General features: G+C 68.0%; 14 protein-coding genes and 2 pseudogenes. 8 read left to right on the top strand and 8 right to left on the bottom strand.

Annotation, left to right across the window (positions count from 1 at the left end; genetic code table 11):
- Positions 1-35: 35 nt before the first annotated feature.
- The gene (locus AB0N14_RS32880) at positions 36-2441 is read right to left on the bottom strand and encodes an alpha-L-rhamnosidase C-terminal domain-containing protein (protein WP_366029353.1); all 2406 of its coding nucleotides are present in this window, start codon (positions 2439-2441) and stop codon (positions 36-38) included.
- A gap of 489 nt (positions 2442-2930) precedes the next feature.
- Here AB0N14_RS32880 and AB0N14_RS32885 point away from each other — a divergent pair, with 489 nt between their 5' ends.
- Entirely contained in the window at positions 2931-3146 is a 216-nt protein-coding gene (locus AB0N14_RS32885; protein WP_366029354.1) for a hypothetical protein, read from the top strand.
- Between the two features lie 202 nt (positions 3147-3348).
- Positions 3349-6642 carry a GH92 family glycosyl hydrolase gene (locus tag AB0N14_RS32890; RefSeq protein WP_366029355.1) on the top strand — a complete coding sequence of 1098 codons (3294 nt, stop codon included), beginning with the start codon at positions 3349-3351 and terminating at the stop codon, positions 6640-6642.
- A 180-nt stretch (positions 6643-6822) separates the two neighbouring features.
- On the opposite strand, the gene AB0N14_RS32895 is transcribed toward AB0N14_RS32890, so the two are convergent.
- Positions 6823-7707 carry a helix-turn-helix transcriptional regulator gene (locus tag AB0N14_RS32895; protein ID WP_366029356.1) on the bottom strand — a complete coding sequence of 295 codons (885 nt, stop codon included), beginning with the start codon at positions 7705-7707 and terminating at the stop codon, positions 6823-6825.
- Between the two features lie 609 nt (positions 7708-8316).
- Between AB0N14_RS32895 and AB0N14_RS32900 the strand changes: the two genes are divergently transcribed.
- The 3 genes and pseudogenes from AB0N14_RS32900 to AB0N14_RS32910 form a co-directional block, all read left to right on the top strand.
- Positions 8317-10077 carry a reverse transcriptase domain-containing protein gene (locus AB0N14_RS32900; RefSeq protein ID WP_366029357.1) on the top strand — a complete coding sequence of 587 codons (1761 nt, stop codon included), beginning with the start codon at positions 8317-8319 and terminating at the stop codon, positions 10075-10077.
- A gap of 138 nt (positions 10078-10215) precedes the next feature.
- Positions 10216-11088, top strand: a complete 873-nt coding sequence (locus tag AB0N14_RS32905; RefSeq protein WP_366029358.1) for an SDR family NAD(P)-dependent oxidoreductase — start codon at positions 10216-10218, stop codon at positions 11086-11088.
- A gap of 420 nt (positions 11089-11508) precedes the next feature.
- Positions 11509-11619 (top strand): annotated as a pseudogene (locus AB0N14_RS32910) (hypothetical protein); the annotation flags it as partial.
- 73 nt (positions 11620-11692) lie between these two features.
- Here the strand turns inward: AB0N14_RS32910 and AB0N14_RS32915 are convergent.
- Entirely contained in the window at positions 11693-11824 is a 132-nt protein-coding gene (locus AB0N14_RS32915; RefSeq protein ID WP_366029359.1) for a hypothetical protein, read from the bottom strand.
- A gap of 295 nt (positions 11825-12119) precedes the next feature.
- On the opposite strand from AB0N14_RS32915, the gene AB0N14_RS32920 reads away from it, so the two are divergent.
- Together AB0N14_RS32920 and AB0N14_RS32925 are read left to right on the top strand one after the other, a co-directional pair.
- On the top strand, positions 12120-12950 hold the full coding sequence (locus AB0N14_RS32920) for an IS701 family transposase (protein WP_366029360.1): 831 nt from the start codon (positions 12120-12122) through the stop codon (positions 12948-12950).
- A 3-nt stretch (positions 12951-12953) separates the two neighbouring features.
- Positions 12954-13463 (top strand): hypothetical protein, encoded by a 510-nt coding sequence (locus AB0N14_RS32925; protein ID WP_366029361.1) that lies wholly within the window; start codon positions 12954-12956, stop codon positions 13461-13463.
- Between the two features lie 243 nt (positions 13464-13706).
- On the opposite strand, the gene AB0N14_RS32930 is transcribed toward AB0N14_RS32925, so the two are convergent.
- Together AB0N14_RS32930 and AB0N14_RS32935 are read right to left on the bottom strand one after the other, a co-directional pair.
- Positions 13707-14480, bottom strand: a complete 774-nt coding sequence (locus AB0N14_RS32930) for a transposase family protein (RefSeq protein WP_366029362.1) — start codon at positions 14478-14480, stop codon at positions 13707-13709.
- A 58-nt stretch (positions 14481-14538) separates the two neighbouring features.
- Positions 14539-15018: a hypothetical protein gene (locus AB0N14_RS32935; RefSeq protein ID WP_366029363.1), complete on the bottom strand. Its 480-nt coding sequence runs from the start codon at positions 15016-15018 to the stop codon at positions 14539-14541.
- Positions 15019-15244: 226 nt separating this feature from the next.
- Between AB0N14_RS32935 and AB0N14_RS32940 the strand changes: the two genes are divergently transcribed.
- Entirely contained in the window at positions 15245-15739 is a 495-nt protein-coding gene (locus AB0N14_RS32940; RefSeq protein WP_366029364.1) for a hypothetical protein, read from the top strand.
- Between the two features lie 8 nt (positions 15740-15747).
- Here AB0N14_RS32940 and AB0N14_RS32945 read toward each other — a convergent pair.
- The 3 genes and pseudogenes from AB0N14_RS32945 to AB0N14_RS32955 form a co-directional block, all read right to left on the bottom strand.
- Positions 15748-15905: pseudogene (locus AB0N14_RS32945) on the bottom strand (ISL3 family transposase); the annotation flags it as partial.
- Between the two features lie 164 nt (positions 15906-16069).
- Complete coding sequence (locus AB0N14_RS32950) at positions 16070-16405, bottom strand: hypothetical protein (RefSeq protein ID WP_366029365.1); 336 nt, start codon at positions 16403-16405, stop codon at positions 16070-16072.
- A complete protein-coding gene (locus AB0N14_RS32955; protein WP_366029366.1) occupies positions 16389-17342 on the bottom strand; it encodes an ISL3 family transposase in 954 nt (317 codons plus the stop codon). Before AB0N14_RS32955 ends, AB0N14_RS32950 begins: the two co-directional genes overlap by 17 nt.
- Positions 17343-17471 lie beyond the last annotated feature (129 nt).

Raw genomic sequence — 17471 nt, forward strand, 5'->3', positions numbered from 1 at the left:
GCGGCAAGACCACAGCTGTCCAGGTCGCGGATGCGCTATCCGTTTCGAACGGTGGTGAACTTGTAGCTACCCGCGCTCAGATCCGAGACGGTGACGCGGCTGTTCGTCACCCGGACGTCACCCTCCAACGCTTTGAACCCGTCCCAGAGGATGCGCCCTCGGCTCCGGACCATCACCTGGCGGCTGTCTCCCGGGAACGCGACGGTGCCCCGGGTTCCGGCGGGCACGTGAACGGTCATCTGGAAAGCCTTCTCGGAAGCCTCCCACGAGACCCGCAGCGGCCCGTGCGGGGTGGGCACTTGGCCTTGAGCCCACGCCACATCGCCCGGATGAGGCCGCACTTCCCACGTGGCATAGCCAGGTGCGGTCGGCCTGGCACCGAGCAGTTGATGCGTCAAGGCCGGCAAGACACCTGTAGACCACCCGTGGGCCATGCTGGTGTAGGCGCCCTCGTACAACGACCCGCCGGGGCCGATGCCTTCCCAGTGCGTGATGCCGGGATCATGGCTGTCCATCCAACCGTAGGTCCGCCTGATCTGATCGAGGGCGGACTCTGCCCGACCGGTCTCGAAGCGGGCCACGATCTCGGGGTAGGACGTGAAGGCGTACACGCGCTGTGAGGCGTCGCCGAAGATGGTGTCGTTGTCCATGAAGGCGTTGCCGTAGGGCTGTCGTGTGGTGGCGTCGAGGTGTGACAGGGCCGATGCAGCGCGGGCGCTGTCGGCGACGCCTGCGGTGATGGCGATGGCGTTGCCGTCCTGCGCATGACGCACCGGGCCGGTCGCTGAATCGAGGTAGGCGCCGGCGTCGTCGTCCCACAGGCGGGCGTTGATCGCCTCCTTCACTCTGTCGGCCCGACGAGTCCAGCGATCCGCATCGGCTGCATGGCCCAGCCAGCGTGCCAGCCGTGCCGCGTCGTTGAGGGCCTGGACGTAGATGGCGTTGTAGTAGGTGATTCTTCCCGTCCGGCCCAGGAAGGCGTAGTCGCCGTACCCGCCTGTGTTGTTGAGGCCCTTGCTGAGCAGTCCGGCATCATCGGTGACGCTCGGGTACCAGACATCAAGCACCTTGGTCAGATGCGGGTAGTAGCGGGTCGCATAGGCACGGTCCCCGGTGTACAGGACGTAATCCCAGCTGCAGGTCACCCACCACAGCGGATAGTCGAACAACGGGAGTGCGTAGTCGGCGATGGATGCCGGAGGTATCCATCCGTCGGCACGCTGGTGCTCGGCCAGATCGGCCAGGACATTACGCGCCGCGGCAGCCGCTTCGTCGTGGGTCAGGTACAGAGTCCGCGCCGACACGGCCAGGTCGCCGACGTAGGGGTCCCGGTCGCGCTTGGCCCCGTCGTGCAGCACCGGTTTGCCCTCGAGCGACTGGCTCCAGGCGTTGCGGGGATCGACATCGTCTTGGCGGAAGGTGTCGGTGACCAGTTCGTTGGTGTAGGAGGCGCCGTACCAGTAACGGTTGAGTTCGTCGTCGGAACACAGGAACCATCCGCGGTAGGTGCTGGGCGTGCCCAGGTAGCCGCTGAAGTCAAGACTGACGGAGTCGATCTCCACCGTGCCCCACGCCTGCGCCGCGGGAGCGTCGGTCGCCAACGCGTCAAGCGTGATCTTGAGATAGCGGAAGCCGTGCAGGCCGTCCGCATAGACCTTGTCCCCGTGCTGGAAGCCTTTGTGATCGACCCAGTCGGCGCCTGCGGCCGGCACGGCGAACTGGTCGGTTCCCTGGCCGGCCCCGCCGGCCTGGTCGGAGCGGGTGAAGTCGGACCGGTCGGTCAGAAACTGCCTGGTCTCGGAGAAGGCGACTCTCACACCAGGGGAGTTGTCCGAGGCCGAGGTGAAACGGATCCGCGGGAACCCCACGACGACCTTCCCGAAGTCCACTGTGACACTGGGCGCCGCAACCGGGGCGACGGGTTCGGGCCACACTTCGTTGACGCGGGTGAAGGCTCCTCGGGGAGTGTCCTGCGCGTCCGTCACGGTGATACGGACCCTGGTGGTGCTCACCGGCGTCGTGAAGGGAACAGCGCACTGGATGACGTCGTTGTCCTGGACTGCTGCGACGTTCTGCCAGAAGCTGTCCTGCCACACGTCGACCGTGAAATCGGCCGGAACTCCGTCGCTGTTGGAAAGGAGCGTGATGCCGCTCAGTTCTCTGGCGGCAGGAAGCGTGATGGTCAGCGTGTCCGGAAAGGCGGCCACCGTGTCGTCGTTCCAGAAGGTGTCCGGGTTGCCGTCGATGGCGTTGCCGGCGTCGTAGGTGCGTGGCTGCCCGTCGTTCCCGTTGTTGCCCGCATGCGACGACGACGCCTCTGCCACGGTCCCGTCGGGCCAGCGGAGCGGTGACGAGGCCTCGGCGCGCTGGAGAATCGTGCGAGAGCCGCCGGCTCTCAGCAGCGCATCGGGGTTTCGGACATCGCCCGTGGTGGCAAGCACTCCGATCGGCCGCACGGTAGTGGAAGAGGGGGCCTGTACGTAGCGCTGCCACCCTCGCCCCATCTGGGGCGGTTGTGAAGCGGCTGCTGCAGGGTTTGCCCCTCCTGCTGTTGACGGTGTGGAGGCGTGTGCGAGCGGAAGACCGGTTGCGGACAGGGCTACAGCGCCTGCCCCGGCAGCGACGATGGCGCGCCGACTGGGTCCTGACGGGGGCGTGTTCCGGGTAGTACTGCTCGATGTCATGGAGTGTCCCATCTTTCCCGACCCGATTGAAACGATTCATTCCGGGTGTGCGAGGTGACGTTATCTCCGGACCCGCGTTCGGTAAAGATGTTGCACAGCTGCCACTGCAAGAGCTTCCGGGCCCGGGAGTGCGCGGGGGCGCGACTTCCTCCCCGAGGGCGACACGGGCGTCGTTCCGTCGCTGGACCGGCTCGCCAGCTCCATCCAGGACCTCATCGCGATCGTGTCCGGCCTGCGCAAGCGGGCATGGGATTCGCGTGGATGCACGAGGCGCTCGACACGACCGCGTCCGGCGGGCGCCTGGTCCTCCATGTGTTTTGCGGCCCTCGCCGATTCATCCGCGAACTCTTCGTGCAGGGCACCACCGAGGACCTGGAGGCCGCCCGCGCCCACGGCGCCCGCCTCGGCCCCCCCGACGGCCAGGACGGACGAGGCGGTCGGGGGCGCCGCACAGGCCCATGACGCCCGGACCGAGCGGTGGTTGCGCGCCTTCATGCCCCTGCGAAAGGGGACGTCCGCACCTCGGCCCGAGCATCCGCATGTGCCTCGGCAAGGCCAACTCAGCCGCGTACGGCGGCGCTTGGGCCATTGACAGCGATCCGGCGACATGACACGTTCTCGGCCTGCCCCAAACCGAGACAACGTTGTCAAGGAGGTCTGCCCGATGCGGCTGTCCGCCAGACGGATAACGGCCCGCGCAACCACTGTGGGCATCAGCCTGCTCATACCAGGCCTGCTGTTCGGGGGTGTACTTCCGCCTGCCGCAGCGGCTGCGGAGCCGGTCTCCGACCCCGCCGCACTGGTGAATCCCTTCATCGGCACCCAGAACTTCGGTAACACCTTTCCCGGGGCCGCCGCCCCGTTCGGCATGGTCCAGGTCAGCCCGGACACCGGCGGCCAGGGCGGATACGACTACCAGCAGGACAAAATCCTTGGGTTCAGCCAGACTCACCTCTCCGGAGTCGGCTGCGGCGTCTCCGGAGAGCTGCCCATCATGCCGACCACCGGAGCGGTCGCCAGCGTGAACCCCGACACGTACCGCTCCACGTACACCCACGACGACGAGGAAGCCACCCCCGGCTACTACAGGGTGGGACTGTCGACGTACGGCATCGATGCCGAGCTGACCGCCACGCGGCGCACCGGCTGGCAGCGGTACACCTTCCCGGCCACCGGCGCGGCGAATGTGCTGTTCAACACCGGCAAGGCCAACCAGAAGGTGTTCGACTCCGAAGTACACGTGGTCGGCGACCGCACGGTGGAGGGACGAGTGCGTGCCGGAGAGTTCTGCGCCGGACACGACAAGCACACCGTCTACTTCACCGCCACCTTCGACCGGCCCTTCAAGTATCACGGCACCTGGCGCGGTTCCACACGCAGCCCCGGCAGGCGCGACGCGGAAGGAGAGGGCGGCAACGGCGCCTGGGTGACCTTCGACACCGCCGAGGACCGGGACGTCGTCGTGAAGGTGGGGCTGTCGTACACCGGCATGGACGGTGCCCGGAAGAATCTCGCGGAGGAAACCGGGGACTCCTACGACTTCGATGCCACACGCGCGGCGCTGCGCGCCACCTGGGAGAAACAGCTCTCCTCGATCAAGATCGGCGGCGGGGCTCCGGACCGCCAGAAGGTGTTCTACGCCGCCCTCTACCACGCCCAGTTGCACCCGAACCTGGCCGGTGACGTCGACGGCCGCTACACGGGGTTCGACGGCACGGTGCACACCGCCGCCGACTTCACGCCGTATCAGAACCTGTCGCTGTGGGACACCTACCGGCCACAGAACCAGCTCCTGGAGATGCTGGAGCCGCGTGTCGCCCGGGACGTCGCGTTGTCGGTCGTCGCGATCGGCAAGGACGGCGGGTGGCTGCCCCGGTGGGCCCTCGCCAACAGCGAGACCAACATCATGACCGGCGACCCCGTGACGCCGTTCCTCGTCGAGGCCTGGTCGAAGGGCTTGCTGGCCGGGCACGAGAACGAGGCCTATGCGCTGCTGAAGAAGGACGCGACGAGCACCCCGCCCGCCGCCTCCCCGTACAACGGCCGCTCCGCCATGGACCAATACAGTCGGCGCGGATACATCCCGTCCGGCCTGGAGCTGAACAAGGACTGCGCGGACAAGGGCGGCGACAACGACTGCACACACCCGGCTTCGGCGACCCTGGAGTACGCGGCGGCGGACGCGTCACTGGCCCTGATGGCCAGGGGGCTCGGGCACGACTCCGATGCGCGGACGTTCGCTGCCCGCGGCCAGTGGTACCGCAACCTGTGGGACTCCTCGATCGGCCAGTTCCGGCCCCGCACGACCGCAGGGACGTGGATGACACCGTATGACCCGGTCGAAGCGGGCCACGAGTTCCACGAGGGCGGCGCCTACCAGTACCAGTGGCTTGTGCCACAGGACCCCGCCGGCCTCATCGGGCTGATGGGCGGCCGGAAGGCCACGGAGAAGCGCCTCGACTCCTTCTTCGCCTACGACAAGCTGCTCACCGACCCGACGGGCACGGCGCGCGAGGACTGGATCTCCCAGCCGTACGACTACTACGGAAAGCCGACCTACAACCCGAACAACGAGCCCGACCTCCTCGCGCCTTACATGTACCTGTGGGCGGGCGCGCCGGCGAAGACGGCCACCGTCGTGCGCGCCGCGATGACCCTGTTCTCCAACGGGCCGGACGGCATGACCGGCAACGACGATCTGGGCACCATGTCGGCCTGGTACGTGTTCTCCTCGCTCGGCCTGTACCCGACGATGAGCGGCGCAGACTTCCTGGCGCTGTCCAGCCCGCAGTTCGAGTCGGCGGCCATCACGATCGGCCGGTACGGGATGCGGCAGGGCGGCACACTGACGATCAACGCGCCGGGGGCGAGCGACACCAACCGGTACGTACAGCATGTGTCGTTCGACAGCCAGGACGTACGGCGCGCATGGCTGGACTGGGACAGGGTCGCGCACGGCGGCACCCTGGTCCACCGGCTCGGTACGACGCCGTCGGTCTGGGGCACCGATGCGGGTGCCCAGCCGCCGTCGGTCAACCAGGCGGACGCCGACGGCCGACGGCACCTGGACGCGTCCCTGCGGAACTCCTCCGACGTCATCCCGGTCGGCGACACGGATCAAACCGCCCACCTGACCCTGGACGTCCTCGGCCAGGCCCCTGGGGAGCTGCGGGCATCGGTGACGGCGCAGGCGCCCACCGGCTGGCAGGTAACGACAACTCCGCGCTCGCCACTGCGGATCCAATCCCTGCACCTGCCCGTGCAGAAGACGGTGTCTGTGGAGGTGACCGTGCCCCCTGGCACCGCCACCGGGTCCTACCCGGTGCGCGTCACGGTCGAGGCGAAGGGGGCAGGCCGCGTCACCCGGGACGCCACCGTCGAGGTGCGCCCGGCCGCGGAGTGTGCGAGCGCCACGGACAAGCAGTGTGCGGTGGACCTGAGCAGGGACATGTCGCGCGACGGCACGGCCACCGCGGATGAGCCCGGCCAGGGAGACTTCGACGGATCCGGCTGGAGTTACGACACCGGCCTGCTTCCGGCCGCCGGTCCTGTCACCTGGGGCGGCGTGACGTACGAGGCACCGGATCCGACCGGGACCGCGGTGAACTTCGTCGAGGCCCGCGGCCAGACGCTGCTGTTGCCCGCCCGCAGCCACGGCACCCTGCGCCTGGTGGCGGCATCGCACAACGGGCCGGTGACGACCGGGCTGACCGTCCGTTACGCCGACGGCAACAGCTCCGAGGTTCCGCTCAAGGTCGGCGACTGGGCCGGACCGGCCCCCGACGGCAGCACCGTCGTCCTCGACATGCCCCACCGGATCAAGGCCGGCCAAGGCATCGACGGGCCGCCGGTACGGCTGTTCGGCCATGCCATCGAGTTGGACGACGCCAAGGTGGTGCGCTCGTTGACGCTGCCGGACGATCCGCGGGTCGAGGTGTACGCGATCACGCTGTCGTAGGGGCGCCCGGAGGCAGCCATCGGAAGCCGTCCTCCGGCCCCCAGCCACTTCCTCTCCTGCCGCCGGGCCGCAGAGGAAGTGGCGCGTTTCATGGCCGCACGGGAAGCGTACGGCCTGGTCACCCGGCCCCTCGGTGGTCTTCCAGCCGTCGTCGACTGTCTGGTGGGTTGCTGCCTGGCCTCATTGGCCGGTGCGCTTGTGTGCGACGTCGTCGGCCGGGGTCTCCGCGGGGACGGTCGTATTGCGGTCTGGCGCGTTCATGCTGGCGAGCAGGTTCAGGCGTTCCTCGGAGTCGCTGCCCGGCCGTGCGTGGTAGGTGATCATGGTCTGCATGTCGGTGCCGGGGATGAGCAGCTTTTCGTAGTGCAGCTCCAGTGGGCCGACCTGGGCGTGGTTGAGCAGGCTCGTCCCGGTGGTCTTGCGCTTGACGTCCTGCCGTGCCCAAAGGGTCCGGAAGCGTTCGCTGCGCAGGGAGAGCTCCCCGATGATCTCCACGAGCCGGGAGTCGTCGATGTCCGCTCCGACGACGGAGCGCAGATAGGGGACCACGCGGGCGGTCATGTCCTCCCAGTCCTGATGGAGCTCGCGCATTTCCGGCTCCAGGAACGCCGCGAGGATGCCGTTGTGTCCGGGCGCGTTGAACGGTGAAAGGGCGATCGCCAGGCTGTTGGCGGCGAGTACGTCCATGTACTTGCCGTGGACGTAGGCGGCGGTGAGCGGCCAGCTGTTGATCAGCGTGAGGATGCCGTCGCTGACCTTCTCAGGCCTGCGGGGGCGCTTGCGGCCCGGACTCTTCGGCTGGGCGAGCTGGAGCAGGTATCGGGTGGCGTCCTCGTCCAGCTGCAGCGCGTGGGCGATGCTGTGGAGTACCTGTTCGGAGGGGTGCCGGTCGCGGCCCTGCTCCAGGCGGACGTAGTAGTCGGAGCTGACCCCGGCGAGGAAGGCGACCTCTTCGCGGCGCAGCCCGGGGACGCGGCGGTTGCCCTGGGCGGGCACTCCGACGGCTTCGGGTCGGACGAGTTCCCTGCGGGCGCGCAGGTAGCCCGTGCGCGGCCGATGCCGCACGGTGAGGAGTGCGCAATCCAACCCGCCGAGATCGGAATCCATATATGTCCCAGCTTTTCCAGAGCCCGTTCGGCTGCCAGTGCGCCATGAGGCGCTCTGACGTATCCCCAGCTGAGCTGGGAGGGACTTGGAAGGAGGTTCCTGGGCCTGATGACTTACCCGATCCGGAAACGGTGACGGGACAAGAGCATGTCAGGAAACTGGCGGCTGCGCCGAGACGCTACGGGCGGTGCGCCAGGTGGCCCGCGTGACATGGCGAAAGCTGGATTGCCTGAACCCCAATCTCCAGCGAAGGCAACGAAGACTCCACCGGCAAGGCGTCCGATGCCGGTGTCGTCGTCTGTGGCGGCTTGATGGTGTGGCCGCCGCACCTTCCGGACGGCGACGCGACGCTCGGTCAGAGCGTTCAAGGGGATGAGTGGGGCGCCTACATCACGCTGTTACGTACGTCGGAGACGAACATGGGATCGCCTACGGGACGCGAGTCCTAAGGCGACGGAGTGCCCGCAGTAGTCGCAGGGGTCACGGCCTGCCGAGGAGGACGGTAACGCCGTCTGCAGGGCGAAGGGGCACAGGTGATCGGACATCCCGGTCTGGGAGGTATGCGAAATGCAGAGCGCCGAAACGGTGCTGGGTGTCCTGCGTGAACGCGGCAGGCGTGGCCTGCCGTGCGAGGAGTTGTATCGACAGTTGTTCAACCCGCAGCTGTACCTGTTGGCCTACGGACGTCTCTACTCCAATCAGGGGGCGATGACGCCCGGGGTGACCGGGGAGACCGTGGACGGCATGTCACTGGGCAAGATCGGACGCGTCATCGACGCGCTGCGCCACGAGCGCTTCCGGTGGAATCCCGCACGACGGGTCTACATCCCGAAGAAGAACGGCAAGCGTCGCCCGCTCGGTCTTCCCTCGTGGACGGACAAGCTGGTGGCGGAGGTTGTGCGTCTGCTGTTGGAGGCGTACTACGAGCCGAACTTCAGCGACGCCTCTCACGGTTTCCGGCCAGGACGCGGCTGCCACACCGCCCTTCGTAAGATCGCGGACACGTGGCAGGGCACCACCTGGTTCATCGAAGGGGACATCGCCGACTGCTTCGGCAGCCTCGATCACGACGTCATGATGACGACGCTGGCGGCGAACATCCACGACGGCCGGTTCCTCCGGCTGGTCAGACACATGCTGCAAGCCGGGTACTTGGAAGACTGGATCTTCAACGCGACCCTCAGCGGTTCCCCGCAGGGTGGGGTCGCGTCCCCGATCATGTCGAACATCTACCTGGACCGGTTGGACACCTTCGTCGAAAACGTCCTCATTCCGGAATACACCCGAGGGCGCTCCCGGCGACCGAACCGGGAGTACCACAGGATGTACTACGCGATGCGCAGAGCCCAGGGACGAGGCGACCACGCCGAGTTCAGGAAACTGCGCCAGCGGTTACGGTCCCTGCCCAGCTCGGATCCACGAGACCCGGACTACCGCAGGCTCCGATACGTCCGCTACGCGGACGACACCCTGCTCGGGTTCATCGGACCCAGGGCGGAAGCCGAGGAGATCAAGGCGCGTCTGGCTCAGTTCCTGCGAGACGACCTCAAGCTCGAACTGTCACCCGACAAAACCCTGATCACCCACGCCCGCACCCGGGCGGCACGGTTCCTCGGCTATGAGATCACCGTCCAGCACAGCAGCACGAAGGTCACCAACGGACGCAGGTCCGTCAACGGCGTGATCCGACTGCGGGTGCCGATCCCGGTGATCAACGCCTATTGCTCCCGCTATCTCAAGCACGGCAAACCCGCCCACCGCTCCGACCTGTTCGCCGCCCCCGATCGGGACATCGTCAGGACCTACGGAGCCGAGTACCGGGGCATCGTCCAGTACTACCTGCTCGCCAGCGATATCTTCCGACTGTCCCGGCTCCGCTGGGTCATGGAGACCTCGCTGCTCAAGACGCTCGCCGGCAAGCACCGCTCGACCGTTTCGGCCATGGCCCGCAAGTACCGGTCCAAGGTCGTCACCCCGGTCGGGCCTCGCGTGTGCTTGCAGGTCACCAGCGAGCGTCCCGGCAGGCCCCCTCTGGTCGCACGGTTCGGCGGCATTCCGCTGCGACGGCAGAGAACCGCTCTGATCATCGACAAGTCCACGACCGGAGCGGTGGCCCGGCGCAGAGAACTGGTCTCCAGGCTCCTCGCCGGACGCTGCGAGGTCTGCGGCGGCACGGACAGCATCACCGTCCACCACGTCCGCAGCCTCACAGACCTGTCCGAACGCAGGCAGCCCCACTCGGCATGGGTGACGGTGATGCTCAAGAAACGGCGCAAGGCCCTCGTGGCCTGCCGGGACTGTCACACCACCATCCACGCCGACGGCTGACGGAAACACGAAGATCACTGGAGAGCCGCCTGCGGTGAAAGTCGCACGGGCGGTTCGGGCCGGGGGCCACCGGAAAAGGGTCCGCGCTTCACGCGGACACCTCGCCGGTGGCCTACCGGTACTTCCACCGCGTCGGAGGTGATCGACGGGGTTGACCTGTCCGGCAGGCGGGCGATCGTCACGGGGGCCACTTCCGGCATCGGAGTGGAGACCGCCCGGGCGCTGCTGGCCGCCGGCGCCGAGGTGACCTTGGCGGTCCGGCGTCCGGAGGCGGGTGAGCGGGTCGCGGCCGACCTTCGGACCAAGACGGGAAGCGACGCGGTCCAGGTTTTCCGCCTGGATGTGGCGGACCTGGACTCGGCTCACGCGTTCGCCGCCGGCTGGGGCGGCCCGCTGCACATCCTGGTAAACAACGCCGGGATCATGATGTCGCCCGAGCTCGAGCGGGGCACCCGCGGCCATGAGCAGCAGTTCGCCACCAACTACCTGGGCCATTTCGCACTGACCCTCGGCCTACATGGCGCGCTCGCCCAGGCCGGCGGCGCCCGGATCGTTTCCGTGTCTTCCGCCGGTCACCTGTTCTCGCCGGTCGTCTTCGACGACCTCGACTTCCGGTTCCGCCCCTACGACGCCCTCGCCGCCTACGGGCAGTCGAAGACGGCGCAGGTTCTGCTCGCGGTGGAGGCAGATCGCCGCTGGTCGGGCGAGGGGATCAGGGCCAACGCACTGCACCCGGGTGCCATCCCGACAAACCTGCAGAAGCACACCGGCGGTCTGAGGACCCCCGAGCCGTACCGGAAGACGATCGAGCAGGGTGCGGCGACTTCCGTTTTCCTCGCCGGTTCCCCGTCGGTCGAAGGCATCGGCGGGCGCTACTTCGAGGACGTCAACGAGGCGCCTGTGGTCGACGCCCGGCCCACGGCACTCGGCGTGCTCGGAGTGGCGCCGTACGCGCTCGACCCGGAGAACGCCGAGCGCCTCTGGGAGGTTGCAACCGACATCCTCCGCTGACACCGCGGATTCCAGACCCCCTGTCGAAGAAAGACAGCAGCATGCAGCATGCACAAGGAAATACAAAAGGTCGGTTTCATCGATCTCGGTGACCAGGGCGGACCGATGGCGGAGGCGATCCGCGAGCGAGGTTTCGAGCTCCACGTCTGGGCACGCCGCCCAGCGTCGCTCTCGGCAGTGCAGAAGTCCCCCATGTGGTGCACGAGACGGTGGCCGATCTGGCGGCCTCTGTGGAGCTCACCGGCCTGTGCCTGCGGGACGACGCAGACATCTGGGACGTCCTCGACCAGGGGCTGCTGGCGAGCATCGCTCCGGGGACGATCATCGTCAACCACGGTACCGGCGACCCCGTGAGGCCGAGCGCATCGCCGCGCACATCACCGCAGCCGCAGGCGTCTACCTCGACGCTCCGGCGGCAGCCCGGGCGCCCGCGCCCGCACCCTGACGACATTTGCCGCAGGTCCGGAGGAGCCCTTCCAGGCCGCACGCCCCGTGTTCGCAACGGTTCTTGCGGCGATCGATGGTGGATAGCGGCACAGCTCCGGCCAACCCATTCGACCAACGATTCCCCGGCTGTTCCGGTACCGCCCCGGGGCGGTACCGCTCAGCTCCGGTCGTTCACCGCCCGCTCGACGGCCGCGGCCACGCCGGCGCGCAGCCCATCGCCGACGCCGACCGTGCTCACGTTCCCGCCGTCGTGACCGCCGCCGACCAGTACGAGCATGAAACGTGCCACGGGGAACTCGCCGACGGGAAAGTTCGCGAAAAATTGCAGGTCGGCCTGTTTTCGATAGAGGCGCCTCAGCCTCGTCGCCCCTCAGGTGAATATCCGCAGTCGAGAACACCGCATTCACTGCGACGTATGGACTGCCTGGCATAACGGACACGGATGCGAAGATCGCGTACGGCGGCGAAGCCAGCAGCCTCTGACACGGCAGCTGTAGATGTGGCTGCGTCGTGAGTTGAGGCTGGTCAGCGGGATGGCGGGGTGCCTGCGGGCATGAGTACGGCCACCTTGATCATGAACGTTTGTGACGACGTTTCAGAACCAGGTGGCCGCAGAGGCCACGATAGCCGAGCAGACATGGACGGCGGCGTTGGGGGCGGTGACTGAGGAGATCGCGGACTGCTTCGAGCGCCGTGAACCACGCGCTGTGGTCCGGGAGATGACCGAGGCGATGCTGATGGAGCTGGACACGCGGAACTGCTGGACGCTGGCCGAGGCCCTCGGCCACCGCGGGCCGCACCGGCTGCAGCACCTGCTCTCCCGTGCCGCCGTCGACCATGATCTGGCCCGGGACCGGATCGCCGCCTGGGCGGCCGGTGAACTCGCCGATCCGGACGCGGTGCTGATCGTGGACGAGACCGGGGACGAGAAGTCCTCCACGGACTGCGTCGGCGCGGCCCGCCAATACTCCGGAGCATTGGGCGGTATCGGTCTGTGCCAGGTCGCCGTCCACCTCACCTACGCCGGCCGGCACGGGCACGCCCCGATCGACCGGGCCCTGTACCTCGGCGCCGAGTGGGCCGCTGACGAGGAGCGACGCCTGCTCACCGGTGTCCCCGACGACGTCATGTTCGCCACCAAGCCGCAGCTGGCCGGCGCCCTGCTCGCCCGCACCCGCGACCTGGGCATCAAGGCCCGCTGGCTGGCCGGCGACGAGGTCTACGGAGGCAAGGAGCTGCGCCGGACGGCCCGCGCACTCGGCTTCGACTACGCGCTGGCCGTCCGCACCGACCACCGCGTGGACACCGCCATCGGCCGCCTGACCGTCACCCAGCTCGCCGCCCGCGTCCCGAGGAAGAACTGGATGCGCCTGCGCACCGGCCACGGCCTCAAGGGCGACCGCCACTACGACTGAGCCATGCTCGACATCCACCCCGATGACACCCCTGACGGGCACCGGCCCGGGCACGCCACCGTCCTGGTCCGCCGCCACCGCTACACCCGTGAACTCTCCTTCTACCGCTGCCACTCGGCCACTCCCGTCACCCTGGCCGATCTTGTGGATGTGGTGTGCTGCAGGTGGCGCGTCGAGGAGGACTTCCAGACCTCCAAGGGCGTCTGCGGCCTGGACCAGGGCCAGACCACCTGCTGGAACTCCTGGATGCGCTGGACTTTGATCAGCCTGCTTGCCGCCGCCGTCCTGGCCGTCACCCGCGCCCGCACCACCACGGCTACCACCACCGGCAGCGAGCTCGTCCCGGCCAGCGGCCGCGAACTGCTCCGACTCCTGCGGATCACCGCCCTGCCTCGCCCCCGACGCGACCGCGACCACCTCCTGCACTGGTCCGCCTGGCGCCGTCACCACCAATACCAGGCCGCCGAAGCCCACCGGAGATGGAACAACATCACCGCCACCGAAACGACCTGACCAGCCGCGATGCCCTACCGATCAAGGAACTACAGCTGCCGTATCGGACGAGGCGCACATCCAGCCCTCTTCCACTGGCAGTGAGCGTGTTTCAACTTGAAGTTGCAGGTCGTGGGGCTGGTGTGGGTCGCGGCTGGGATGGTCGTGCCGGTCGTGGGTGTGATCGGTAGGAGGTGATCGTCCGTCAGCGGTGGACTCGGCGTTCGTCAACACGAGGAGCGCCCGCAGCAGCGTGGTCGCGTGTCAGGCGTTCATGCGGACCTTGGTGAGGATCCGCCAGTTCTTGAGGTCGGCGAAGCCGTGCTCGTTCGCCGCTCGCTCGCGGCTGACCAGCCGGTTCGCCTCCTTCTGGGCGGCGGTGAGCGGATGGCCGCGGGTCGCCCGCCGGCCGGTGACGATGACCGGGTCGTCGGGGTCGTCGTCCAGGCCGACGAAGCCGAGATCGCCGAGGGCACCCAGGCCGGCCTCCCGCAGGTGACTGGTGATCTTGTTGTGACGGGCGGTGGTGATCTCGCTGGAGCGCCCCGGTTTCGCCGCCGAGATCCACACCAGGTTGCCGCGCTCGTCGGTCAAAGCGAGGAACAGCAGGCCGTGGGCCTTGTGCTTGCCCGAATAGTTCGGCCGGTTCTCGTCCCCGGTGCGTCGGCGGGTGCGCACGAGGGTGCCGTCCAGCAGCACGACGATGCCACCCTTGCGGGCGATTTTCTTCAGCGCGCGGTCCAGGCGCGGGGCGCGGGCCGACAGTAGCCCGATCACTTCCAGCAGCCAGCGGCGCACGGTGGACGCGGAGACGCCGTTGCCGCCTGCCATGTCACAAAGCCGCTGGTCGTGGCGGAGGACCGCGAGGACGATCAAGGCGATCCGGCCGGGCGGGAGCTTGCGCCAGCGGGAACGGATCTTCTTCAAGTGGGTGCGGATGAGGCCGGCAACCATGTCCAGGGTGGCACTCGACAGCGGCAGACGGCACTGGTGGACAAGCCCATCCGGGCCCTCGACGGGGTGGGAGTTCTTCGACATGAGCGCCCCAACTGCCGTCGGGGGCCCGCCCGTTACGCGCTGATCGAGCCAGGTTCACTCATGGCCTGGGCCCGGTCAGCGCCGCATACCGGCCCGCCGGCGTGCGGTGCAGCCAGCCCCGCTCCGCCAGCCGCTTCAGCTTCGCGCGCACCGCCTCCACCTGGCCCGGCAGGGTCCCCTTGCCCAAGGCGACGCTGACCTGACCAGCCTTGACCGGCTCGGCCGCCCGAGCCACCACCTGCATGATCGCCTGGTAGTCCTCGGGCAGCAGGTCCGCGTCCATGGCCGGCTCGCGCTGCGGCACCAGCAGCATCCCGCCCGCTCCCGGCGTGCTCGTCACCTGCTCCAGCTCCGCGTCCATGGCCGGATCGTCCGCCTCACCCGCGCGCTCGGCCTCGATGAACTGGCCGATCACCACCTCCGCTGCCTCCAGCCGGGCCACCTCGGCGTCGATCTCCGCCAGCTCCTTGCGCAACCGCTCAGCCCGCTCGGCCAGTACCATCCGCCGCTGCATCACCCACGTCAGTATCTCGGCCACAGCCGCCCCTCACGCCCGTGAACTCTCCGTATCCCACACACCGTAGGCGCCACGGACCATCACGGCGCACGTTTCCGACAAACCAGCCCCATGGCAGACGATCACGTGCTACCGATCACACACCCGACCAGCACGAGCAACCTGAGTCCCACCCACACCAGCCCCTTGACCAGCAACTTCAAGATGAAACGGCCTCACTGACAGACCCATTTGGCATCATGCCCGCATGGACTTCGACCTCGCCCCACCTACCGGCGCTGGCCCGTTGCGGATCGGTATGACTCGGCACGCGGCCAACACGGCGCTGGACTCGCTCCGCGATCTTTCCGCAGTATCGGAGTCCGACCAGCCAGGACAGCACGTCTTCCGTCCCAGCGGGCTGATGATCAGCATCCACTGCGTGCGCGACATGCTCGAAGCCATCGAGCTGGGGAGACCGTCGACCCAGGCAGACCGAGTGCTCTTCCATGGTGTGGACGTGTTCGCGCTTCCGGCCCGGGAGGTCGTCCGGCGCGTCGGCGAATTCACCTCCATCGAGGAAGACCCCGACGACGCTCCTTCATTCATAGCCCAAGACTTGCTGCTGAGCTTCTGGCGCCCGTTCGCTGCCGACGAGCCAGAGGAAGAGCAGGGCTACTACTTCAACTCAGTCCTGGTGGCACAGCCTGGCTACTACGACACCCCTGCTCAGGCTGCGGAGCGACTCCAGCAGAGCTCGTGACGGACTAGTCAGGAGGCCAGCAGGACTCGCTTCCGCAACAGGCCAAAGCCGGCCCGGCCATACATCTGGCGCTTGATCATTTTGATCCGATGACGCGGCCTTCGACGACGCCGCAGCTCCAGGGCAGCGTCAGACCGGCGGTGACGGCGGCGAGATCCCGCTCAAGGCCGTTAACGAAGACGCGGAGGCTAGGCAGGTCGTCAGCGCGGACCGCCTTGATCCACTGCGGAAGCTGGTCACCCTGGAGCTGGGTGAGCATCTTCCCGAACGCGCGAACGTGCCCGGTGAGGGCGTTCAGTTCCGGGCAGTCGGCGAGGACGGATTTCAGCTTCAGGCGCTCGCTCTCCGGCAGGGTGTCGGGTGAGTCAGGATCCAGCCGGCGACCGTGCGTGGGGACGGTGGACGGGCTGACGGTGCCGTCGGGGACGTGCGAAACGGCTGGAGGTAGGCGCGTACGGCTCCATAGCCGCCGGTATAGCCATGCGTCTTGATCTCTTCCCAGAGGGTCCAGGCGTTCGTGCAGCCCTCGGCCCATCGCTCGTGCAGGTACTGCTTGAAGTCGTCGAGCTTGGTCCTGCGGTTCTGCCACTGCCCCTGGAACAGGTCTTCCGGCCTCGCGGCGTCCGTCAGCCGCTGGACGGGCGGTAAGTCATGCCGAGTTGGCACTGGATCGAGCGTCGGCTGTGGCCAGCAGCCAGCAATGCGTGGACGGTGGTGTGCTTGGCCCGGGTACCGTCAGCGAACCGGTGCCCTGTCGGCCATGGCGAATCGCTGCCGGCTGATTCTGGATCCAGCGGCTTCTCCGCGGTCGGCTCGGCGGTGGCCGCGTGGAGGCAAGGGCGGTGGCGGGAGACGCACCGCTGGGCCGCTTCGCCGAAGTTGCGCCACAGATGGAACCGGTCGGCGACCTGGACGGCGGTGGCGCCCCGATGCTGGCGCCCTCGGCGAAGAACGGCCCGCGGTCACGGCAGACGACCTCGATCCCCGAACACTGGTTCAGCCAGGCCGCGAGCGTGCCCGCCTCGCGATCAGGCAGTGGGTCCACCGGTCTGCGGGTCTCGACGTCGACCAGCACGGTCCCGTAGACACGCCCCTTGCGCATCGCATACTCATCGACGCCGACCACGCGTGGAATCCGCGGTTGAGGCTCCGGGAGAGCGTCGACCAGGCGCAGGACCGTGTTCCGGCTGACCCTCGCCCCGAAGACGTCGGCCAGCCGGGCACCGGCGCGACCGGCCAGGGCGAGGCCGACCTCGGCCAGCACCGACTGCATTCGTTCGGTCCGTTGGCTGTACCGCCGGGTCAGGCCCGCGACTTGCTCGACGAACGTCCGCCGCCCGCAGGAGGCGTCTTCGCACGTGAAGCGCCGAACACGAAGCCGCAGCACCACTCGCCGTCCCCCAACGGGGAGGTCAGCGGGAAACCGCAGGTAGGACCCGTGCACCCGTCCCGACCAGCTTCCGCAGCCTGGGCACCGAGCCCCGGCCGTCCGACATCTAACACCGACTTGGATGCCCACGCCGTCTTCCTGCACCGACACCACCCTGATCTCTGGAGCCGCCAGGAAGAGCAGTTCTTCCAGCCGGAGCAGTACCTCGCGCACAGCCCAGAACCATCAGCCCGATAGAGGTCGGCACTAGTACTCCAGCCGGAGATGTGATCTTGCTGGTGGGGGGCCGGTGGGAAGACAGGTGCGGCCACCGGTGATCATCGTCAGGTGTGTGGACTGAAG

The organism is Streptomyces sp. NPDC051104, assembly GCF_040682835.1.
GTDB classification, from domain to species: Bacteria; Actinomycetota; Actinomycetes; order Streptomycetales; family Streptomycetaceae; genus Streptomyces; species Streptomyces cynarae.